General features: G+C 66.0%; 13 protein-coding genes. 6 read left to right on the top strand and 7 right to left on the bottom strand.

Features of this window, described 5'->3' with window-relative positions; all coding sequences use genetic code 11:
* Positions 1 to 396: 396 nt before the first annotated feature.
* The 7 genes from MRY80_RS26490 to urtA form a co-directional block, all read right to left on the bottom strand.
* Entirely contained in the window at positions 397 to 729 is a 333-nt protein-coding gene (locus tag MRY80_RS26490) for a zinc ribbon domain-containing protein (protein WP_293294779.1), read from the bottom strand.
* Between the two features lie 16 nt (positions 730 to 745).
* Complete coding sequence (gene fmdA / locus MRY80_RS26485; RefSeq protein ID WP_293294778.1) at positions 746 to 1,975, bottom strand: formamidase; 1,230 nt, start codon at positions 1,973 to 1,975, stop codon at positions 746 to 748.
* 55 nt (positions 1,976 to 2,030) lie between these two features.
* Positions 2,031 to 2,720 carry an urea ABC transporter ATP-binding subunit UrtE gene (urtE, locus tag MRY80_RS26480; RefSeq protein ID WP_293294776.1) on the bottom strand — a complete coding sequence of 230 codons (690 nt, stop codon included), beginning with the start codon at positions 2,718 to 2,720 and terminating at the stop codon, positions 2,031 to 2,033.
* A gap of 10 nt (positions 2,721 to 2,730) precedes the next feature.
* Positions 2,731 to 3,489, bottom strand: a complete 759-nt coding sequence (gene urtD, locus MRY80_RS26475; protein WP_293294774.1) for an urea ABC transporter ATP-binding protein UrtD — start codon at positions 3,487 to 3,489, stop codon at positions 2,731 to 2,733.
* Positions 3,490 to 3,500: 11 nt separating this feature from the next.
* Complete coding sequence (gene urtC / locus MRY80_RS26470) at positions 3,501 to 4,655, bottom strand: urea ABC transporter permease subunit UrtC (protein ID WP_293294772.1); 1,155 nt, start codon at positions 4,653 to 4,655, stop codon at positions 3,501 to 3,503.
* A gap of 12 nt (positions 4,656 to 4,667) precedes the next feature.
* Positions 4,668 to 5,594 carry an urea ABC transporter permease subunit UrtB gene (urtB, locus tag MRY80_RS26465; RefSeq protein WP_293294770.1) on the bottom strand — a complete coding sequence of 309 codons (927 nt, stop codon included), beginning with the start codon at positions 5,592 to 5,594 and terminating at the stop codon, positions 4,668 to 4,670.
* 136 nt (positions 5,595 to 5,730) lie between these two features.
* Positions 5,731 to 6,999 carry an urea ABC transporter substrate-binding protein gene (gene urtA, locus MRY80_RS26460; RefSeq protein WP_293294768.1) on the bottom strand — a complete coding sequence of 423 codons (1,269 nt, stop codon included), beginning with the start codon at positions 6,997 to 6,999 and terminating at the stop codon, positions 5,731 to 5,733.
* Between the two features lie 345 nt (positions 7,000 to 7,344).
* Here urtA and MRY80_RS26455 point away from each other — a divergent pair, with 345 nt between their 5' ends.
* From MRY80_RS26455 to MRY80_RS26430, 6 genes are all read left to right on the top strand, one after another.
* Positions 7,345 to 10,722, top strand: coding sequence for an ATP-binding protein (locus MRY80_RS26455; protein ID WP_293294766.1), 3,378 nt, complete (start codon positions 7,345 to 7,347; stop codon positions 10,720 to 10,722).
* Complete coding sequence (locus tag MRY80_RS26450; RefSeq protein WP_293294764.1) at positions 10,712 to 11,635, top strand: DNA-binding response regulator; 924 nt, start codon at positions 10,712 to 10,714, stop codon at positions 11,633 to 11,635. The genes MRY80_RS26455 and MRY80_RS26450 overlap by 11 nt, the downstream gene beginning before the upstream one ends.
* A 131-nt stretch (positions 11,636 to 11,766) precedes the next feature.
* Complete coding sequence (locus MRY80_RS26445; RefSeq protein WP_293294935.1) at positions 11,767 to 12,930, top strand: CaiB/BaiF CoA-transferase family protein; 1,164 nt, start codon at positions 11,767 to 11,769, stop codon at positions 12,928 to 12,930.
* A 286-nt stretch (positions 12,931 to 13,216) separates the two neighbouring features.
* Complete coding sequence (locus MRY80_RS26440) at positions 13,217 to 13,735, top strand: invasion associated locus B family protein (protein ID WP_293294763.1); 519 nt, start codon at positions 13,217 to 13,219, stop codon at positions 13,733 to 13,735.
* Between the two features lie 81 nt (positions 13,736 to 13,816).
* Positions 13,817 to 14,533 (top strand): HAD family hydrolase, encoded by a 717-nt coding sequence (locus MRY80_RS26435; protein ID WP_293294762.1) that lies wholly within the window; start codon positions 13,817 to 13,819, stop codon positions 14,531 to 14,533.
* Complete coding sequence (locus tag MRY80_RS26430; RefSeq protein WP_293294760.1) at positions 14,514 to 15,467, top strand: sugar-binding transcriptional regulator; 954 nt, start codon at positions 14,514 to 14,516, stop codon at positions 15,465 to 15,467. The genes MRY80_RS26435 and MRY80_RS26430 overlap by 20 nt, the downstream gene beginning before the upstream one ends.
* Positions 15,468 to 15,601: the final 134 nt, after the last annotated feature.

Here is a 15,601-nt window from a genome sequence, read left to right as displayed (position 1 = left end):
GCCCTAGGATGACGGCAGTGGGGGATATGGCTCGGCTAATCGCCAATGCATGACGTTAGCCGCGATGCCTCTTCCCCCGCCGTCATCCTCGGCCTTGAGCCGAGGACCCATTCCGTGAAGCCGACAAGGCGGCAGCTGTGCCTGCATGGGAAGGCGGGCGTTCTGGACCTCCAGTGAAGTGGGGCATTCACGGAATGGATCCTAGGGGCGACGACGGCGCTCCGCTTGTCTCGGGTCGAGCCCTAGGATGACGGAGGTGGGGATATGGCTCGGCTAATCGCCGACATCAGTTCACTTCGCCCCCGCTCCTTCACCGGGCCAAACGCACACCGCCGGGGGCCTTTTCGGGGCTCCCGGCGGGTTGGCTTCCTCCCCTCGCCTTTCGGGCGAAGGCGGTCAGTGGCTGATTTGCCAGGGGCGCGAGGACGGGAAGGTCTTGGAGCCGTCGGCGCGGTAGACCGCTTTCGACTTGCCCTTGCCGGAGCAGCAGGAGCAGCCCGGGCCGTGGCCCGTCTTGCTGGAAACCTTCGGCTCGTGGCGCGACTTCTCGTTGGTGGCGTGGGCCATGCGGGTCGACGAATCCATCAGCGCGAAATTCGGCGCCCGCAGGATCGCGCGCGGCGACTGGCTGCCGCAGTCGGGACAGTGGCAGGGCTCGCCCGACATGGCCATCGGCCGCATCGCGGTGAAGGGGCCGCATTCTTCGCATTGGTAATCGTAGAATGGCATGATCGTCGCCCCTTCCTCAGAGATCCGGCGCGAGCGGCACGTCGATGGAGCCGTCGAGATATTTCGTCGGTCCGTCGGCGCCCGGCATCATGTCGAACTCGAACACGTCGGTCGGCAGCCACAGCGTCGCGCAGGCATTCGGGATGTCGACGACGCCCGATATGTGGCCCTGCACCGGCGCGGTGCCGAGGATGGCGTAGGCCTGGGCGCCCGTGTAGCCGAACTTCTTCAGATACTCGATCGCGTTGAGGCAGGCCATGCGGTAGGCGATGTGCACGTCGAGGTAATGCTGCGTGCCGGCCTCGTCGACCGAGATGCCCTCGAAGATCAGGTAGTCGTCATATTTCGGCACGATCGGCGACGGCTTGAAGATCGGGTTCCTGATCCCGTATTTCGAGACGCCTTCCTTGATCAGCGACACCTTGATGTGCAGCCAGCCCGCCATCTCGATGGCGCCGCAGAAGGTGATCTCGCCGTCGCCCTGGCTGAAGTGCAGGTCGCCCATGGAGAGGCCGGCGCCGTCGACATAGACCGGGAAGTAGATCTTGGAGCCGCGCGACAGGTCCTTGATGTCGCAGTTGCCGCCATGTTCGCGCGGGGGCACGGTGCGGGCGCCCTCGGCGGCGGCCTTGTCGCGGGCCTCGCCCTTCAACTGGCCCATATGCGCCGACTGGGTGGTCGGCAGGGCGGCGAGCTGCGGCACGCGGTCCGGGTCGGTGTCGAAGAGCGCCTTTTCGCGCTCGTTCCACATGTCGAGCATCGCGCGATCCGGCAGGCAGCCGATCAGGCCCGGATGGATGAGACCGGCATAGCGCACGCCCGGCACATGACGCGACTTGGTGAACATGCCGTCGATGTCCCAGATGGATTTCTGGGCCTCGGGGAAATGCTCGGTCAGGAAGCCGCCGCCATTCTGCTTGGAGAAGAAGCCGTTGAAGCCCCAGAGACTGTCATCCTTGGCGCCGATGTCGAGGATGTCGACCACCAGCAGGTCGCCCGGTTCCGCACCTTTCACGCCGATCGGGCCGGAGAGATAGTGGACCTGTTCGAGCTCCACGTCGCGCACGTCGGCGGCGTCGTCGTCGTTGTTGATCTGGCCGCCGGTCCAGTCATAGGTCTCGATCTTGAAATCGTCGCCGGGCTCGACCCAGACGGCGATCGGAATGTCGGGATGCCAGCGATTGTGCACCTTCTCGTTGGTGTGCGGCGATTCCGAGAGATCAACGGAGATCAGTGTTTCAGCCATGGCTTTCTCCTCTGGTTGGCGCCGTTCTTCGGACGCGTGTGAAGGGGTTGAAGGATCAGACGGACAGGAAGGCGGCGACCTTGGCCTCGTCGACGCCGGCGCGCGGTTCGTCATGGACGAGGCGGCCGTTTTCCAGGACGAGGACGCGGTCGGCGACGTCGAGCGCAAACGACAGCACCTGTTCGGAGACGACGATGGACAGGCCGCGCTCGTCGCGGATGCGTTTGAGCGTGCGCGCCATCTCGCGGATGATGGAGGGCTGGATGCCCTCGGTCGGCTCGTCGAGGAGCAGCACCTTGGGGTCGGTGGCGAGCGCCCTTGCGATGGCCAATTGCTGCTGCTGGCCGCCGGAGAGGTTGCCGCCGCGCCGGCCCTTCATTTCCAGGAGCACGGGAAAGAGTTCGTAGATGTCGGCCGGCACCTTCGTCTTGCCGGAGACGGTCAGGCCGGTCTCGATGTTCTCGCGCACCGTCATGGTGGAGAAGATCATGCGGCCCTGCGGCACATAGGCGATGCCCCTGGCGACGCGGTCGTAGCTCTTCATCGCCGTGATGTCGGTGTCGCCGACTCTTGCCGCGCCGCCGCTGGTGGGCACGATGCCCATCAGCGACTTCATGAGCGTCGTCTTGCCCATGCCGTTGCGGCCCATGATGGCGATGATCTCGCCGGGGGCGACGGTGAAATCCAGGCCGTGCAGGACTTCGCTCTGGCCGTAGGCGACGTGGTAGTTCGCGACATTGAGCATGGTCTGGCTCCTAGTGACCGAGATAGACGTCGATGACCTTCGGATCGGCCTGGACCTTGGCCATGGAGCCTTCCGACAGGATCTTGCCCTGGTGCAGGACGGTGACGCGGTGGGCGATGTCCTCGACGAACTTCATGTCGTGCTCGACCACCATGACCGAGCGGCCCTCCGTGATCTTGTTGAGGAGTTCGGCGGTCTGGACGCGCTCCGACACGCTCATGCCGGCGACCGGCTCGTCGAGCATGAGGAGTTCCGGGTCCTGGATCAGCAGCATGCCGATCTCCAGCCACTGCTTCTGGCCGTGGCTGAGCAGCGCGGCCTGCTTGTCGAGCAGCTTTTCGAGGAACACCATGCGGGAGATTTCGCGCACCCGCTCGACCACCTCGTCGTCGCGGCGGAAGGTGAGCGCGCCGAAGACGTCGCGGCCGCGGGGAAACGAGATCTCCAGGTTCTCGAAGACGGTCAGGTCCTCGTAGATCGACGGGTTCTGGAACTTGCGGCCGACGCCCTGGCGCACGATCTCGTGCTCCTTCATCTCCGTCAGCTCCTTGTCGCGGAAGCGGATGGAGCCCTCGGTCGCCCGGGTGCGGCCGCAGATCAGGTCGAGGACGGTGGTCTTGCCGGCGCCGTTGGGGCCGATGATGACGTGGATCTCGTTCTCGTCGACATAGAGGTTGAGGTCGTTGACCGCCTTGAAGCCGTCGAAGGAGACCGTCAGCTTCTCGATGGAGAGCAGGAAGTCGTTGTTGGTGGGTGCGACAGTGTTCATCGGTCGGCCTCCTATTCGGCAGCGCGGGCGGCCGCTTCGGGCACGGCGTCGCTGGCGGGTTCGTCGTCGTCAGCCGGCTTCTTCACGCCGAGCAGGCGGTCGACATGCGGCTGCAGGTAGCTGCGGTAGAGACCGGCGAGACCGTTCGGGAAGACCAGCACGACGGCGATGAACAGCGCGCCGAGGCCGAACAGCCAGAGTTCGGGGAAGGTCTCGGAGAAGGTGGTCTTGGCCCAGTTGACGAGCAGGGTTCCGTAGACCGCGCCGAAGATCGACAGGCGGCCGCCGACCGCGGTGTAGATGACCATCTCGATGGACGGGACGATGCCGACGAAGGACGGCGACATGAAGCCGACCTGCAGGGTGAACATGGCGCCGCCGATCGCCGAGAAGGCCGCCGCCAGGCAGAAGGCGAAGATCTTGAAGTTGGCGACGTCGTAGCCGGAGAAGCGCACCCGGTCCTCCTTGTCGCGCAGGGCGACGAGCAGGCGGCCGAGCTTGGACTTGCGCACCGCCTGGGCGGCGACGATGACGGCGATCAGCAGGCCGGCATTGACGAAATAGAGGACGTATTTGGCGCTGTCGGTGCGGATGTCCCAGCCGAGCAGCGTGCGCAGGTCTGTGATGCCGTTGACGCCGCCGGTGTAGCCCTGCTGGCCGATGATCAGGATCGTCAGGATGGCGGCGATCGCCTGGGTGATGATGGCGAAGTAGACGCCGCCGACCCGCCGCTTGAACATGGCCGCGCCGATGACGAAGGCGAACAGCGACGGCAGCGCCACGATGGCGACCAGCGTGAAGGGGAAGGAGTGGAACGGCTCCCAGAACCAGGGCAGTTCGGTGAGCTGGTTCCAGTCCATGAAGTCGGGGATGCCCGGCGTCGACTGGATCTTGGTGGCTTCCGGCGTAGAGGCCTCGAGCTTCAGGAACATCGCCATGCAGTAGCCGCCGAGGCCGAAGAACACGCCCTGGCCGAGCGACAGGATGCCGCCCATGCCCCAGCACAGGACGAGGCCGATGGCGACGAAGGCGTAGGTCAGGTACTTGCCGATCAGGTTGAGGCGGAAGATGTCGACCGAGGCCGGCAGAACCACGAGGATCAGTAGTGACACCACTGCCAGGCCCAGGAGTTCCTGGCGGGTCAGAAAGCTGTTTCCGGACGTCATGGTCGGGCTCCCTCAGCGACGGATTTTCAGCGAGAACAGGCCTTCGGGGCGCAGCATGAGAATGCCCACGACGGTCAGGAGCGTCAGGACCTTCGCCATCGAGCCGGACAGGAAGAACTCCATCGTCGATTGCGCCTGAGAGATGGTGAAGGCGGAGGCGATGGTTCCAAGCAGGCTTGCTGCGCCGCCGAAGACGACGATCAGGAATGTGTCGACGATGTAGAGCTGGCCGGCGGTCGGGCCGGTCGAGCCGATCATCGTGAAGGCCGAGCCGGCGACGCCGGCGATGCCGCAGCCGATCGCGAAGGTCATGCGGTCGACGCGCTCGGTGTTGATGCCGACGGCGCCGGCCATGACGCGGTTCTGCACGACGGCGCGGGTCTGCATGCCGAGCCGCGAGCGGAACATCAGGAAGTAGACGCCGACCGCGATCAGGAAGGTCAGGCTCATCACGAAGAGGCCGTTGATCGGGATCTCGATCAGGTCGGTCAGCGGCCAGGAGCCGAGCAGCCAGCTGGGCAGCGAGACGCCGACCTCGCGGGCGCCGAAGATGGAGCGGTAGGCCTGCTGCAGGATGAGGCTGAGGCCCCATGTCGCCAGCAGCGTGTCGAGCGGCCGCTTGTAGAGGTGGCGGATCAGCCCCCACTCGACCAGCGCGCCGAGCGCGCCGGAGGCGAAGAAGGCCAGGATCATCGCGACGAAGAAGTAGATGCCGAACAGCGCCGGCAGGTAGGTGGAGAAGAAGTTGGAGCACAGATAGGTGACATAGGCGCCCAAGATCATGAACTCGCCATGGGCCATGTTGATGACGCCCATCTGGCCGAAGATGATCGCAAGGCCGAGCGCCATCAGGACGAAGACCGAGAACAGGATCAGCCCTGCGAAGCCCTGCATGGCGAAGATGGAACCGAGTTCGGACCAGGAATAGTCGGCGAACATTGTGCTGCCTCCAGAAAGCGCGCGCCGCGAACGGGCGAGAATGGCGATGCGGATGTCGGACAGGGCGCCCGCCGGAACGGCCGTCCGGCGCGGCTGCCCGTGCGAACGGCCCGGCGCGAGGCCGGGCCGGCCGGACTTACTGGTAGCCCTCGGGGAACGGATCCGGCTCGACGAGGTCGGCGGTCTCGTAGACGAGGTCGTACTGGCCGTCGTCGCGGGCGCGGCCGACGCGGGTCTTGGACCACAGGTGATGGTTCTCGTGGACCTTGACGTAGCCTTCCGGCGCCTTGTCGAACTCGATGCCGGGCAGCGCCGCCTTGATCTTGTCGATGTCGAAGGAGCCGGCCTTCTCGACGGCGAGCTTCCACAGCCACGGGCCGAGATAGGCCGCCTGGGTCACGTCGCCGATGACGATGTCGTCGCCCCACATTTCCTTGAAGGCGGCCACGAAGGCCTCGTTGTTGGGATTGTCGAGCGACTGGAAGTACTTCATGCAGGCATAGGCCCCGACGATGTTCTCGCCGCCGATGCCGAGGATTTCGTCCTCGGTGACCGAGATGGTCAGCAGAACCGGCTTTTCCTTGGTCATGTCGATGCCGGCAGCCTTGAGCTGCTTGTAGAAGGCGACGTTGGAGCCGCCGACGACGATGGCGTAGATGACATCGGGCTTCTTCAGCTTGATCTTGTTGATGACCGAGTTGAACTGGGTGTGGCCGAGCGGGTAGTACTCCTCGCCCACGACCTTGGCGCCGAGATGCTCCTCGATGTGCTTGCGGGCGATCTTGTTTGAGGTGCGCGGCCAGATGTAGTCGGAGCCGAGCAGGTAGAACGACTTGGCGCCCTTCTCCTTGGCGACCCAGTCAAGACCGGCGATGATCTGCTGGGTGGCTTCCTGGCCGGTGTAGATGACGTTCGGGCTCTCCTCCAGGCCTTCGTAGAAGGTCGGGTAGAACAGCATGCCGTTATACTGCTCGAAGACCGGCAGCACGGCCTTGCGCGAGGCCGACGTCCAGCAGCCCATCACGGAGGCGACCTTGTCGTTGACCAGGAGCTTCTTGGCCTTCTCGGCGAAGGTCGGCCAGTCGGACGCGCCGTCTTCCTGGATGAACTCGATCTTGCGGCCGAGCACGCCGCCCATCTCGTTGATCTGCTTGATGGCGAGCTTTTCGGCCTGCACGGAGCCGGTCTCGGAGATCGCCATCGTGCCGGTGACGGAGTGCAGGATGCCAACCGTGACCGTGTCGTCGGTGACCGCCAGGCCGGTCGTGTTGACCTCGGCTGTCGGATAGTCCTGGGCGCGAACCGGGCCGCCCAGCATGCTCATCATCGGGATCGAAGCCATGCCGGCGAGGAGCTCGCGGCGTCGCAACGAGAATGCGTTTTCGCTACGCGTTTTCTCAGTCATATTTCCCTCTTCGTGTCTCGCGGTGGTGGTCGAGAGCGCTGACAATTTGGTGCCAACTGCCCGAATTTTCGTCACCGATTGTGCGACGCAACAATGGGGTATTTGACGTATATGGCCCCGGTCATTCTCTCCATATGATAGGTGCAAATGAGCAATTCCCCGTGCCAAGGCATTGGAATTGCGAGGGATTTTGAACCGCATCTTGCAGGGGCACGAGGCGCGCGAGGGCAAGGCCACGGTCCGGGCGTGGCGCAGGCGGGTTGGCGTGTTTTTTGCATCGCATGCAACAAGGCCGCCGGCGCCGGCACATCCCCGGCCGCGGCATCGACATGGTGGGCGTGAGCCATGCTGACTGAACGCATTCCACGTATCCGGCGCACCTACAACAAGTGGGTCGCCAACCAGACGCTGGAGGACTACGCGCTCCGCTTCACCGCCTATGGCGTCCGGCGGTTCTCCTCCTCGCGCATCGCCAACACCGCCATCGGCGCGGTCTCCTTCCTCGCGCTGGAGGCGATCGGCGGGGCGATCACGCTCAATTACGGCTTCACCAACGCGGCGGTGGCGATCCTGGTGACGACGGCGCTGATCTTCTTCGCCGGCCTGCCGATCTCCTACAACGCCGCCAAGTTCGGGGTCGACATCGACCTGCTGACCCGCGGCGCGGGCTTCGGCTATATCGGCTCGACCATCACCTCGCTGGTCTATGCCAGCTTCACCTTCATCTTCTTCGCCATCGAGGCGGCGATCGTGGCGACGGCGCTGGAGCTCGTCTTCGGCATCCCGCTGCCGGTCGGCTACGTGATCAGCGCGCTGGTGGTCATTCCGCTGGTCACCCACGGCGTCACCTTCATCAGCCGCTTCCAGGCCTGGACGCAGCCCTTCTGGGTGGTGCTGCAGCTGGCGCCGTTCATCTTCATCGGGGCGCAGAGCCTCGATTCCGTGCGCGCCTGGACAGGCTATACCGGCCTCTACGGCGCGACGGACGGCTCGTTCTCGATCGCGCATTTCGGCGCGGCGTCCGCGGTGCTGTTCTCGCTGATCGCCCAGATCGGCGAACAGGTGGACTATCTGCGCTTCCTGCCGCGCCGCCAGAAGGGGCAGCGGCGACAATGGTGGATCGCCATGATCAGCGCGGGGCCGGGCTGGATCGTGATCGGCGCGCTGAAGATCTTCGCCGGTTCCTTCCTCGCCTTCTACGCCTTCCAGCAGGGGGTGGAATTCGCCGAAGCCTCCGATCCGGTGCACATGTATCTGACGGTGTTCGCCAAGATGGTCTCGTCGCCGGAATTGGCGCTCGGCCTGACCGGCGTGTTCGTGGTGATCTGCCAGTTCAAGATCAACGTCACCAACTCCTATGCCGGGTCGATCGCCTGGTCGAACTTCTTCTCGCGGCTGACACACAGCCATCCGGGCCGGGTGGTGTGGCTGGTGTTCAACGTGCTGATCAGCCTGCTCCTGATGGAGTTCGGCATCTACAAGGCCTTCGACCACATTCTCGGCCTCTACTCGATCATGGCGGTGGCCTGGGTGGCGGCGATCGTCTCCGACCTGGTCATCAACAAGCCGCTCGGCCTGTCGCCGCGCCATATCGAGTTCAAGCGCGCGCATCTCTACGACATCAACCCGGTCGGCTTCGGCGCGATGAGCCTGGCGATCATCGCCGCGCTGTTCGCCTATTTCGGCGCCTTCGGCGAGACGCTGACGCCGCTCTATTCCTATGTCGCGCTGGTCGTCGCCTTCGGCCTGGTGCCGGTGATCGCCTGGGCGACCGGCGGGCGCTTCTACATCGCCCGCGATCCGGCGCGCGACTGGGGCGGGCAGCAGGCGATCGAGTGCTGCATCTGCGAGTATGAATTCGATTCCGAGGACATGGCGCGCTGCCCGATCTATTCCGGGCCGATCTGCTCGCTGTGCTGCTCGCTCGACGCGCGCTGCGGCGACCTGTGCAAGACGGACGCGACGCTGGGCGACCAGTTGCGGGTGTTCTCGGAACGCTACCTGCCGCAGCGGGTCGCCGGCTGGGTCGGCACCAGCCTGGCGCGCTACGTGGCGCTGATGGTGCTGGTCGTCTCGGTGATCGGCATGGTGTTCGGGCTGATCTTCGTGCAGTCGACCATCGACGGCTCGATCCCCAAGGCGGCGATCGCGCTGACGCTGACCAAGCTGTTCGTCATCATCCTGGTGATCACCGGCATCGTGGTGTGGCTGTTCGTGCTGACCCAGGACAGCCGCAATTTCGCCGAGGAGGAGGCCCGCCGCCACACGCAGCTCCTGATGGCGGAAATCGACGCCCACAACGAGACCGACCGGCAATTGCAGCGCGCCAAGGAGGCCGCCGAATCCGCCAACCTGGCGAAGAGCAAATACATGGTCGGGCTGAGCCACGAATTGCGAACGCCGCTGAACGCGATCCTCGGCTACGCGCAATTGCTGGAACGCCAGAAGGAGGAGCCGCCCTTCATCCACAACGCGGCGCGCACCATCAAGCGGTCCGGCGAGCACCTGGCCGGCATGATCGAGGGGTTGCTCGACATCTCCAAGATCGAGGCCGGCAAGCTGGAGATCTATCGCCAGAAGACCGCGCTGAAGCCGTTTCTCGACCAGATCGTCGACATGTTCGCGCTGCAGGCCAAGGCGAAGGGCATCCGCTTCGACTTCGAGGCGAGTTCCGCCCTGCCCGACTATGTCCACACCGACGAGAAGCGGCTGCGGCAGATCCTGATCAACCTCCTGTCCAACGCCATCAAGTTCACCCGCGAGGGGCGGGTGTCGTTTGCGGTCGGCTACCGCAACCAGGTGGCGACCTTCATCATCGAGGACACCGGCATCGGCATCTCCGGCGACGACCTGGACCGCGTCTTCCTGCCCTTCGAGCGCGGCGAGATGCCGCCGGGCTCCGAACAGGAGCCGGGCACGGGGCTGGGGCTGACGATCACCCACCTGCTGGTCGACATCATGGGCGGCAACATCGTCGCCGAGAGCGAGCCGGGCGTCGGCACGCGCTTCACCATCCGCCTGATGCTGTCGTCGGCGCATGGCAGCGAGGAGCGCAAGGTGGCGGCGCGCGCGATCACCGGCTATCGCGGCCCGCGCCGGACCGTGCTCGTCACCGACGACAACGCCGCGCATCGCCGGCTGGTGGAGGATTTCCTGCGCCCGCTCGGCTTCCGGGTGATCCCGGCGTCCAACGGCCATGGCTGCCTGTCGGCGCTGGCGCTGCACCGGCCGGACCTGGTGATGCTCGACATCACCATGCCGGACCTGTCGGGCTGGGAGGTCGCGCGGCGCATCCGCTCCAGGCACGGGCCCGGCCTGCCGATCCTGATGATCTCGGCCGATGCCGGCTCGGAGCGCAACCGGCCCGAATATCGCGACCTGCATGACGGCTACCTGATCAAGCCCTTCGTGCTGGAGGCGATGCTCGACCAGCTCGGCTCGCTGATGACGATCGAATGGCTGCATGCCGTGCCCGGCGAGGAGGCCGACGAGCCGCAGGCCTCGTTCGCCGCCGCCGAACTGCCCAGCCCGCGCCATCTGCGCCAGCTCTACACGCTCGGCGAGGCCGAACTGGTGCGCTCCGCCAACGCCGTCCTGTCGGAGATCCAGACGACGCGGCCGGACACGGCGCGCTTCTGCGCGCATCTGCGCCAGCTGATCAACGGCCACCAGGTGCCCGAATTCCTTGCCACGATAGAAAAGGCGCAGACCGATGCTGTCTGAGACACATGATCCGACATCGGTGCTTCTCGTCGACGATTCGCCGGATACGCTCGCCATGCTGACCGACGCGCTGAGCCTTTCGGGCATGAACGTCGAGGTCGCCCATTCCGGCCGCGAAGCGCTGACCTCCGTCGACCGGCGCCTGCCGGACATCGTGCTGATGGACGCGATGATGCCGGGGCTCGACGGGTTCGAGACCTGCCAGATCCTGAAGGGCGAAAAGGGGCTGGAGGACGTGCCGATCATCTTCATGACCGGCTTCGACGAGACCGAGCACGTGGTGCGGGCGCTCGCGTCCGGCGGCGTCGATTTCATCGCCAAGCCGGTGCCGCTGGACGAGTTGCTGGCGCGCATCAAGGTGCATCTGGCCAATGCCCGCAAGGCGCGCTCGGCGCGCAAGGCGCTCGACCGGACCGGCCGGCGGATCGTCGCCTGCGACCAGAACGGCGCGATCCTGTGGACGACGCCGCAGGCCGCGCAGTTGCTGGCGCGCGCCGGCCTGCGCGCCGACGAGGGCGACCGGCTGCCCTGGGAGGTGATCGACTGGCTCGGCTCGGAGATGGAGAGCGAGACGGCCGGGCTGGCCGGGCTGCGCACCCGCAAGACCGGCGCCTGCGTCGAATTCCGCCTCCTGGAGCGGGCCGCCGACGGCGAGATCCTGCTGCGGCTGTTCGACTGCGACCAGGGCTCCGACGAGGAGCGGCTGGCCGACGGGTTCGGCCTGACGCTGCGCGAGGCGGAAGTGCTTCTGTGGATCACGCATGGCAAGTCGAACAAGGAGATCGCCGAGATCCTGCAGATGTCGCCGCGCACCGTGAACAAGCATCTGGAGCAGATCTTCAACAAGCTCGGCATCGAGAACCGCACCGCGGCGGCGACCATGGCCGTGCGCATCCTGTGGAACGAGGGCTGACGGGTTCGGCGACCCGCGAAGAAGCGGGTTGGCAACGGGCCGGCTTGCATCGATAAAGGCGCCCGAACGGTCGCGCCCGCGACAGGTCCGGAGACGCCATGACATCCGCAAAGACAGCCGACGCCCCGCAAATGGGCGATGACCAAACCGCGCCGCAGGCTCCCCTCGCCGGCCTCAAGGTGCTGGAACTGGCGCGGATCCTGGCGGGGCCGTGGATCGGGCAGACGCTGGCCGATCTCGGCGCCGACGTGATCAAGGTGGAAAGCCCCGAGGGCGACGACACGCGCACATGGGGGCCGCCCTTCATCGAGCGCGACGGCGAGAAGGCGGCGGCCTATTTCCATTCCTGCAACCGGGGCAAGCGCTCGATCACCGCCGATTATCGAAACGCGGACGACCTCGCGCTCATACGGCGGCTCGCGGGCGAGGCCGACGTCGTGGTCGAGAATTTCAAGCTCGGCGGACTGGCGAAGTTCGGGCTCGATTACGCGACCCTGTCGGCGGACAATCCGGGCCTCGTCTACTGCTCGGTCACGGGGTTCGGCCAGGACGGGCCCTATGCGGCGCGCGCCGGCTACGATTTCCTGATCCAGGGGATGGGCGGCATCATGGACCTGACCGGCGATCCCGCCGGCGAACCGCAGAAGGTCGGCGTCGCCTTCGCCGACATCTTCACCGGGCTCTACGGCGTCATCGCCATCCAGGCGGCGCTGGCCGAGCGCGCGCGGACCGGCCGCGGCAAGCATGTCGACATGGCGCTGCTCGACTGCATGACGGGCGTTCTCGCCAACCAGGCGATGAATTTCCTGGCTTCCGGCGCGACGCCGCACCGGATGGGCAACGCGCATCCCAACATCGCGCCCTACCAGACCTTCGAGACGGCCGACGGCTGGCTGATCGTCGCTGTCGGCAATGAAGGGCAGTTCGCGCGGCTGTGCGGCGTCCTCGGGCTGGAGGCACTCGCCGCCGACGCGCGGTTTGCGACCAACGCCGCGCGGGTGGAAAACCGCGAGGCGCTAGCGGGCATGATCACCGAGAAGACGACGCGCCGGACGCGCGACGACCTGCTGGCGGCGATGGAAGCGGCGGTGGTGCCGGCCGGGCCGATCAACACCGTGGCCGACGTCTTCGCCGACCCGCAGGTGGTCCATCGCGGCATGCGCATCGACGTCGGCGGGGTGGCGGGCCTGCGCACGCCGATCCGTTTCGCCGGGGCCGACGCGCCCGTGGCCGAGCGCCCCTCGCCGCGGCTCGGCGAACACACCCGATCGGTGCGCGAGACGGGCTGGTCGTGAGCCGAAAAACCCGCCGCGACGCCGGCAAAAGGCCCCGCTGCAATTGATCTGGACGGTCCGCCGTGCCAATGACTGTTGCAACGAGCAGTTGAACGACCATGGCGTAGAGGAACCGGACGCGCGCCGGCCCGGACGCAATCGAAATCGCCGGCCGGGCCAGTATCCGGCAGTGCAAAGGCGCCGACAATACCGTCGCCGGGGGCCGGCAGGCCTGAGGGCGCAAGACTTTCGGCGACGAAGACATCAGCCAGGAAGACCGATCGCACAGAAGCAGGGGGACCTTGAGATGACGATCAGCCTGAAACCCGTTTTGTCGAGACTGGGCGCGCTCGCGTTGATCGCGGCGGCGGCACATCCGGCAGCGGCGCAATCCGGCGGCGACGGCGCGACCCCGCCGCCCGAACCCTGGGCCGTGCAGTGCTCCGGCGCAGGCCGCAACGCGGCGCTGGAATGCGCGATGGAGCAGCGCATCGTCAACAAGCAGAACGGCGCGGTGCTGGCGCGCATGGTGATCCGCAAATCCGCCTCCGCCAACAACGCGGCCTTCATGATCCACGTTCCGCTGCGCACCCTCCTGACCGAGGGGCTGAAGGTCAGCGTCGACAGCAAGCCGATCGCGCAATTGCCGTTCCAGACCTGCGACCCGCAGGGCTGCTATGCCGGCGGCCAGATCACGGCCGACATGCTGACGGCGATGAAGGCCGGAAACGGGGCGATCGTGGAATTCGCCGACAATGGCCGGCGCCCGATCCTGCTGGAATTTTCGCTGCGCGGCTTCACCAAGGCGTTCGGCGACATCCAGTAGGACCGCCGAAACGGCATTGCGGCGAAACGCGGTTCGGGGCAGGTTCCGACCTCTCAAAGCCCACGGGACGCGGATCGCGCAATGGTGTCAGAACATATCGAGCTGGTGATCTTCGACTGCGACGGCGTGCTGATCGACAGCGAGGTCATCAGCGCGCGCATCCTGATCGAGCAGCTCGGGCGCGTCGGCGTGCGCGTCGATTTTCCCTATGTGCAGAAGCACTTCCTCGGCCGCTCCTGGACGAAGGTCGCCGCGGAGGTGCGCATAACCTACGGGCTGGCGCTCGATTCCGACTTCGAGGAGCGCTACCGCAGCGAATTGCTGGCCGCCTTCGAGACCGAGCTCGACGCGGTGCCCGGCGTGGCCGACGTCATCGACGCGCTGGCGGTGCGCTCGTGCGTGGCGACCAGCTCCAGCCCGACACGGGCGCGGCGCTCGCTGGCGCTGACCGGCCTCGCCGACCGGTTCGGCGACCGGCTCTACACCGCCTCGCAGGTGAGCCGCGGCAAGCCGGAGCCGGACCTGTTCCTGTTCACTGCCGACCAGATGGGCGTCGATCCGCGGCACTGCCTCGTCGTCGAGGACAGCATGCCGGGCGTCTTCGCCGCGCGCGCGGCGGGCATGGACGTCTGGCGCTTCACCGGCGGCAGCCACCTGCAGGGCCTCGCCGCGGCTGAGCTCAGCGAGAACGGCGCGCTCACGATTTTTGACAAATGGGAGCATTTCTTCGAAATGGCGCCTCATTTGCGCATATCCGAAAAGGCGGCGACGACAGGCCATGGCCAGACAAGACAATGAAACGAGCCGGCTGGACGACGCGGCGCGCGCGGGCTGGCTCTATTACGTCGCCGGCAACACGCAGGACGAGATCGCCCGCAAGCTGGGCGTGTCGCGGCAATCGGCGCAGCGCCTGGTCTCGCTCGCCGTCAGCGAGAAGCTGATCAAGGTCCGCCTCGACCATCCGATCGCCAAATGCATGGAACTGAGCGTCAGGCTGACCGAGACGTTCGGCCTGAACGGGTGCGAGGTGGTGCCGAGCGATCCCGACGCGCCCTCCTCCATCGTCGGCATCGCCCAGGCGGGCGCCGCGGAGATGGAACGGCACTTCAAGTCGCAGCATCCCAAGATCGTCGCCATCGGGACGGGGCGCGCGCTGCGCGCCTGCGTCGAGCAACTGCCGCCGCTCGACTGCCCGCAGCATTCCATCGTCTCGCTGCTCGGCAACATGATGTCGGACGGGTCGGCGACCGCCTACAACGTCGTCATCCGCATGGCCGAGCGCGTCAACGCCAAACACTATCCGATGCCGCTGCCGGTCTATGCGCGCTCGATCGAGGAGAAGCACATCCTCCACAACCAGGAGCCGGTGCACAACATCCTGGAGCTGGCGCGCCAGGCGGACGTCACCTTCGTCGGGATCGGCAACATGGACATGACGGCGCCGCTGCTGGTCGACGGCTTCCTGACGCGCGACGACATCCGCGCCTTCGACCGGGCCGGCGCGGCGGGCGAGATCACCAGCTGGGTCTATGACGGCAAGGGCGAGGTCATCAAGGGCCTCGTCAACGACCGGGTGAACAGCGCGCCGCTGGTCGCCGACTCACCGAATCCGATCGTCGGCATCGCCGCCGGCGAGGCCAAGGTGGAGGCGATCCGGGGCGCGATGACCGGCCGGCTGATCAACCGCCTGATCACCAACGAGCACACGGCAGAGCTTTTGCTCAACAGATGAGCTATTGCTCATCTACCGTAAATATCTGATATAACAACACGAATCGCCTTCTCCCCAGCCGACCGCAAGAATCTGCGCTGTCGGCGGGTTGACTCATGCGCTTGTCGATGTGAGTATCTGCCCGTTATCGTAGC

It is taken from the genome of Oricola sp., assembly GCF_022763245.1.
In the GTDB taxonomy this organism is placed as follows: Bacteria; Pseudomonadota; Alphaproteobacteria; order Rhizobiales; family Rhizobiaceae; genus Oricola.
Note: the sequence above shows the minus strand (reverse complement) of the source record. Positions and strands in the feature narration are given on the sequence as shown.

Excerpts from the sequence above, each read along its gene's own strand:
- urtE (WP_293294776.1), bottom strand. The coding sequence starts at position 2,720 with ATGCTCAATGTCGCGAACTACCACGTCGCCTACGGCCAGAGCGAAGTC.
- MRY80_RS26490 (WP_293294779.1), bottom strand. The coding sequence starts at position 729 with ATGCCATTCTACGATTACCAATGCGAAGAATGCGGCCCCTTCACCGCG.
- urtC (WP_293294772.1), bottom strand. The coding sequence starts at position 4,655 with ATGACGTCCGGAAACAGCTTTCTGACCCGCCAGGAACTCCTGGGCCTG.
- MRY80_RS26435 (WP_293294762.1), top strand. The coding sequence starts at position 13,817 with ATGGTGTCAGAACATATCGAGCTGGTGATCTTCGACTGCGACGGCGTG.
- MRY80_RS26430 (WP_293294760.1), top strand. The coding sequence starts at position 14,514 with ATGGCCAGACAAGACAATGAAACGAGCCGGCTGGACGACGCGGCGCGC.
- MRY80_RS26440 (WP_293294763.1), top strand. The coding sequence starts at position 13,217 with ATGACGATCAGCCTGAAACCCGTTTTGTCGAGACTGGGCGCGCTCGCG.
- MRY80_RS26455 (WP_293294766.1), top strand. The coding sequence starts at position 7,345 with ATGCTGACTGAACGCATTCCACGTATCCGGCGCACCTACAACAAGTGG.
- urtA (WP_293294768.1), bottom strand. The coding sequence starts at position 6,999 with ATGACTGAGAAAACGCGTAGCGAAAACGCATTCTCGTTGCGACGCCGC.
- MRY80_RS26450 (WP_293294764.1), top strand. The coding sequence starts at position 10,712 with ATGCTGTCTGAGACACATGATCCGACATCGGTGCTTCTCGTCGACGAT.
- MRY80_RS26445 (WP_293294935.1), top strand. The coding sequence starts at position 11,767 with ATGGGCGATGACCAAACCGCGCCGCAGGCTCCCCTCGCCGGCCTCAAG.
- fmdA (WP_293294778.1), bottom strand. The coding sequence starts at position 1,975 with ATGGCTGAAACACTGATCTCCGTTGATCTCTCGGAATCGCCGCACACC.
- urtB (WP_293294770.1), bottom strand. The coding sequence starts at position 5,594 with ATGTTCGCCGACTATTCCTGGTCCGAACTCGGTTCCATCTTCGCCATG.
- urtD (WP_293294774.1), bottom strand. The coding sequence starts at position 3,489 with ATGAACACTGTCGCACCCACCAACAACGACTTCCTGCTCTCCATCGAG.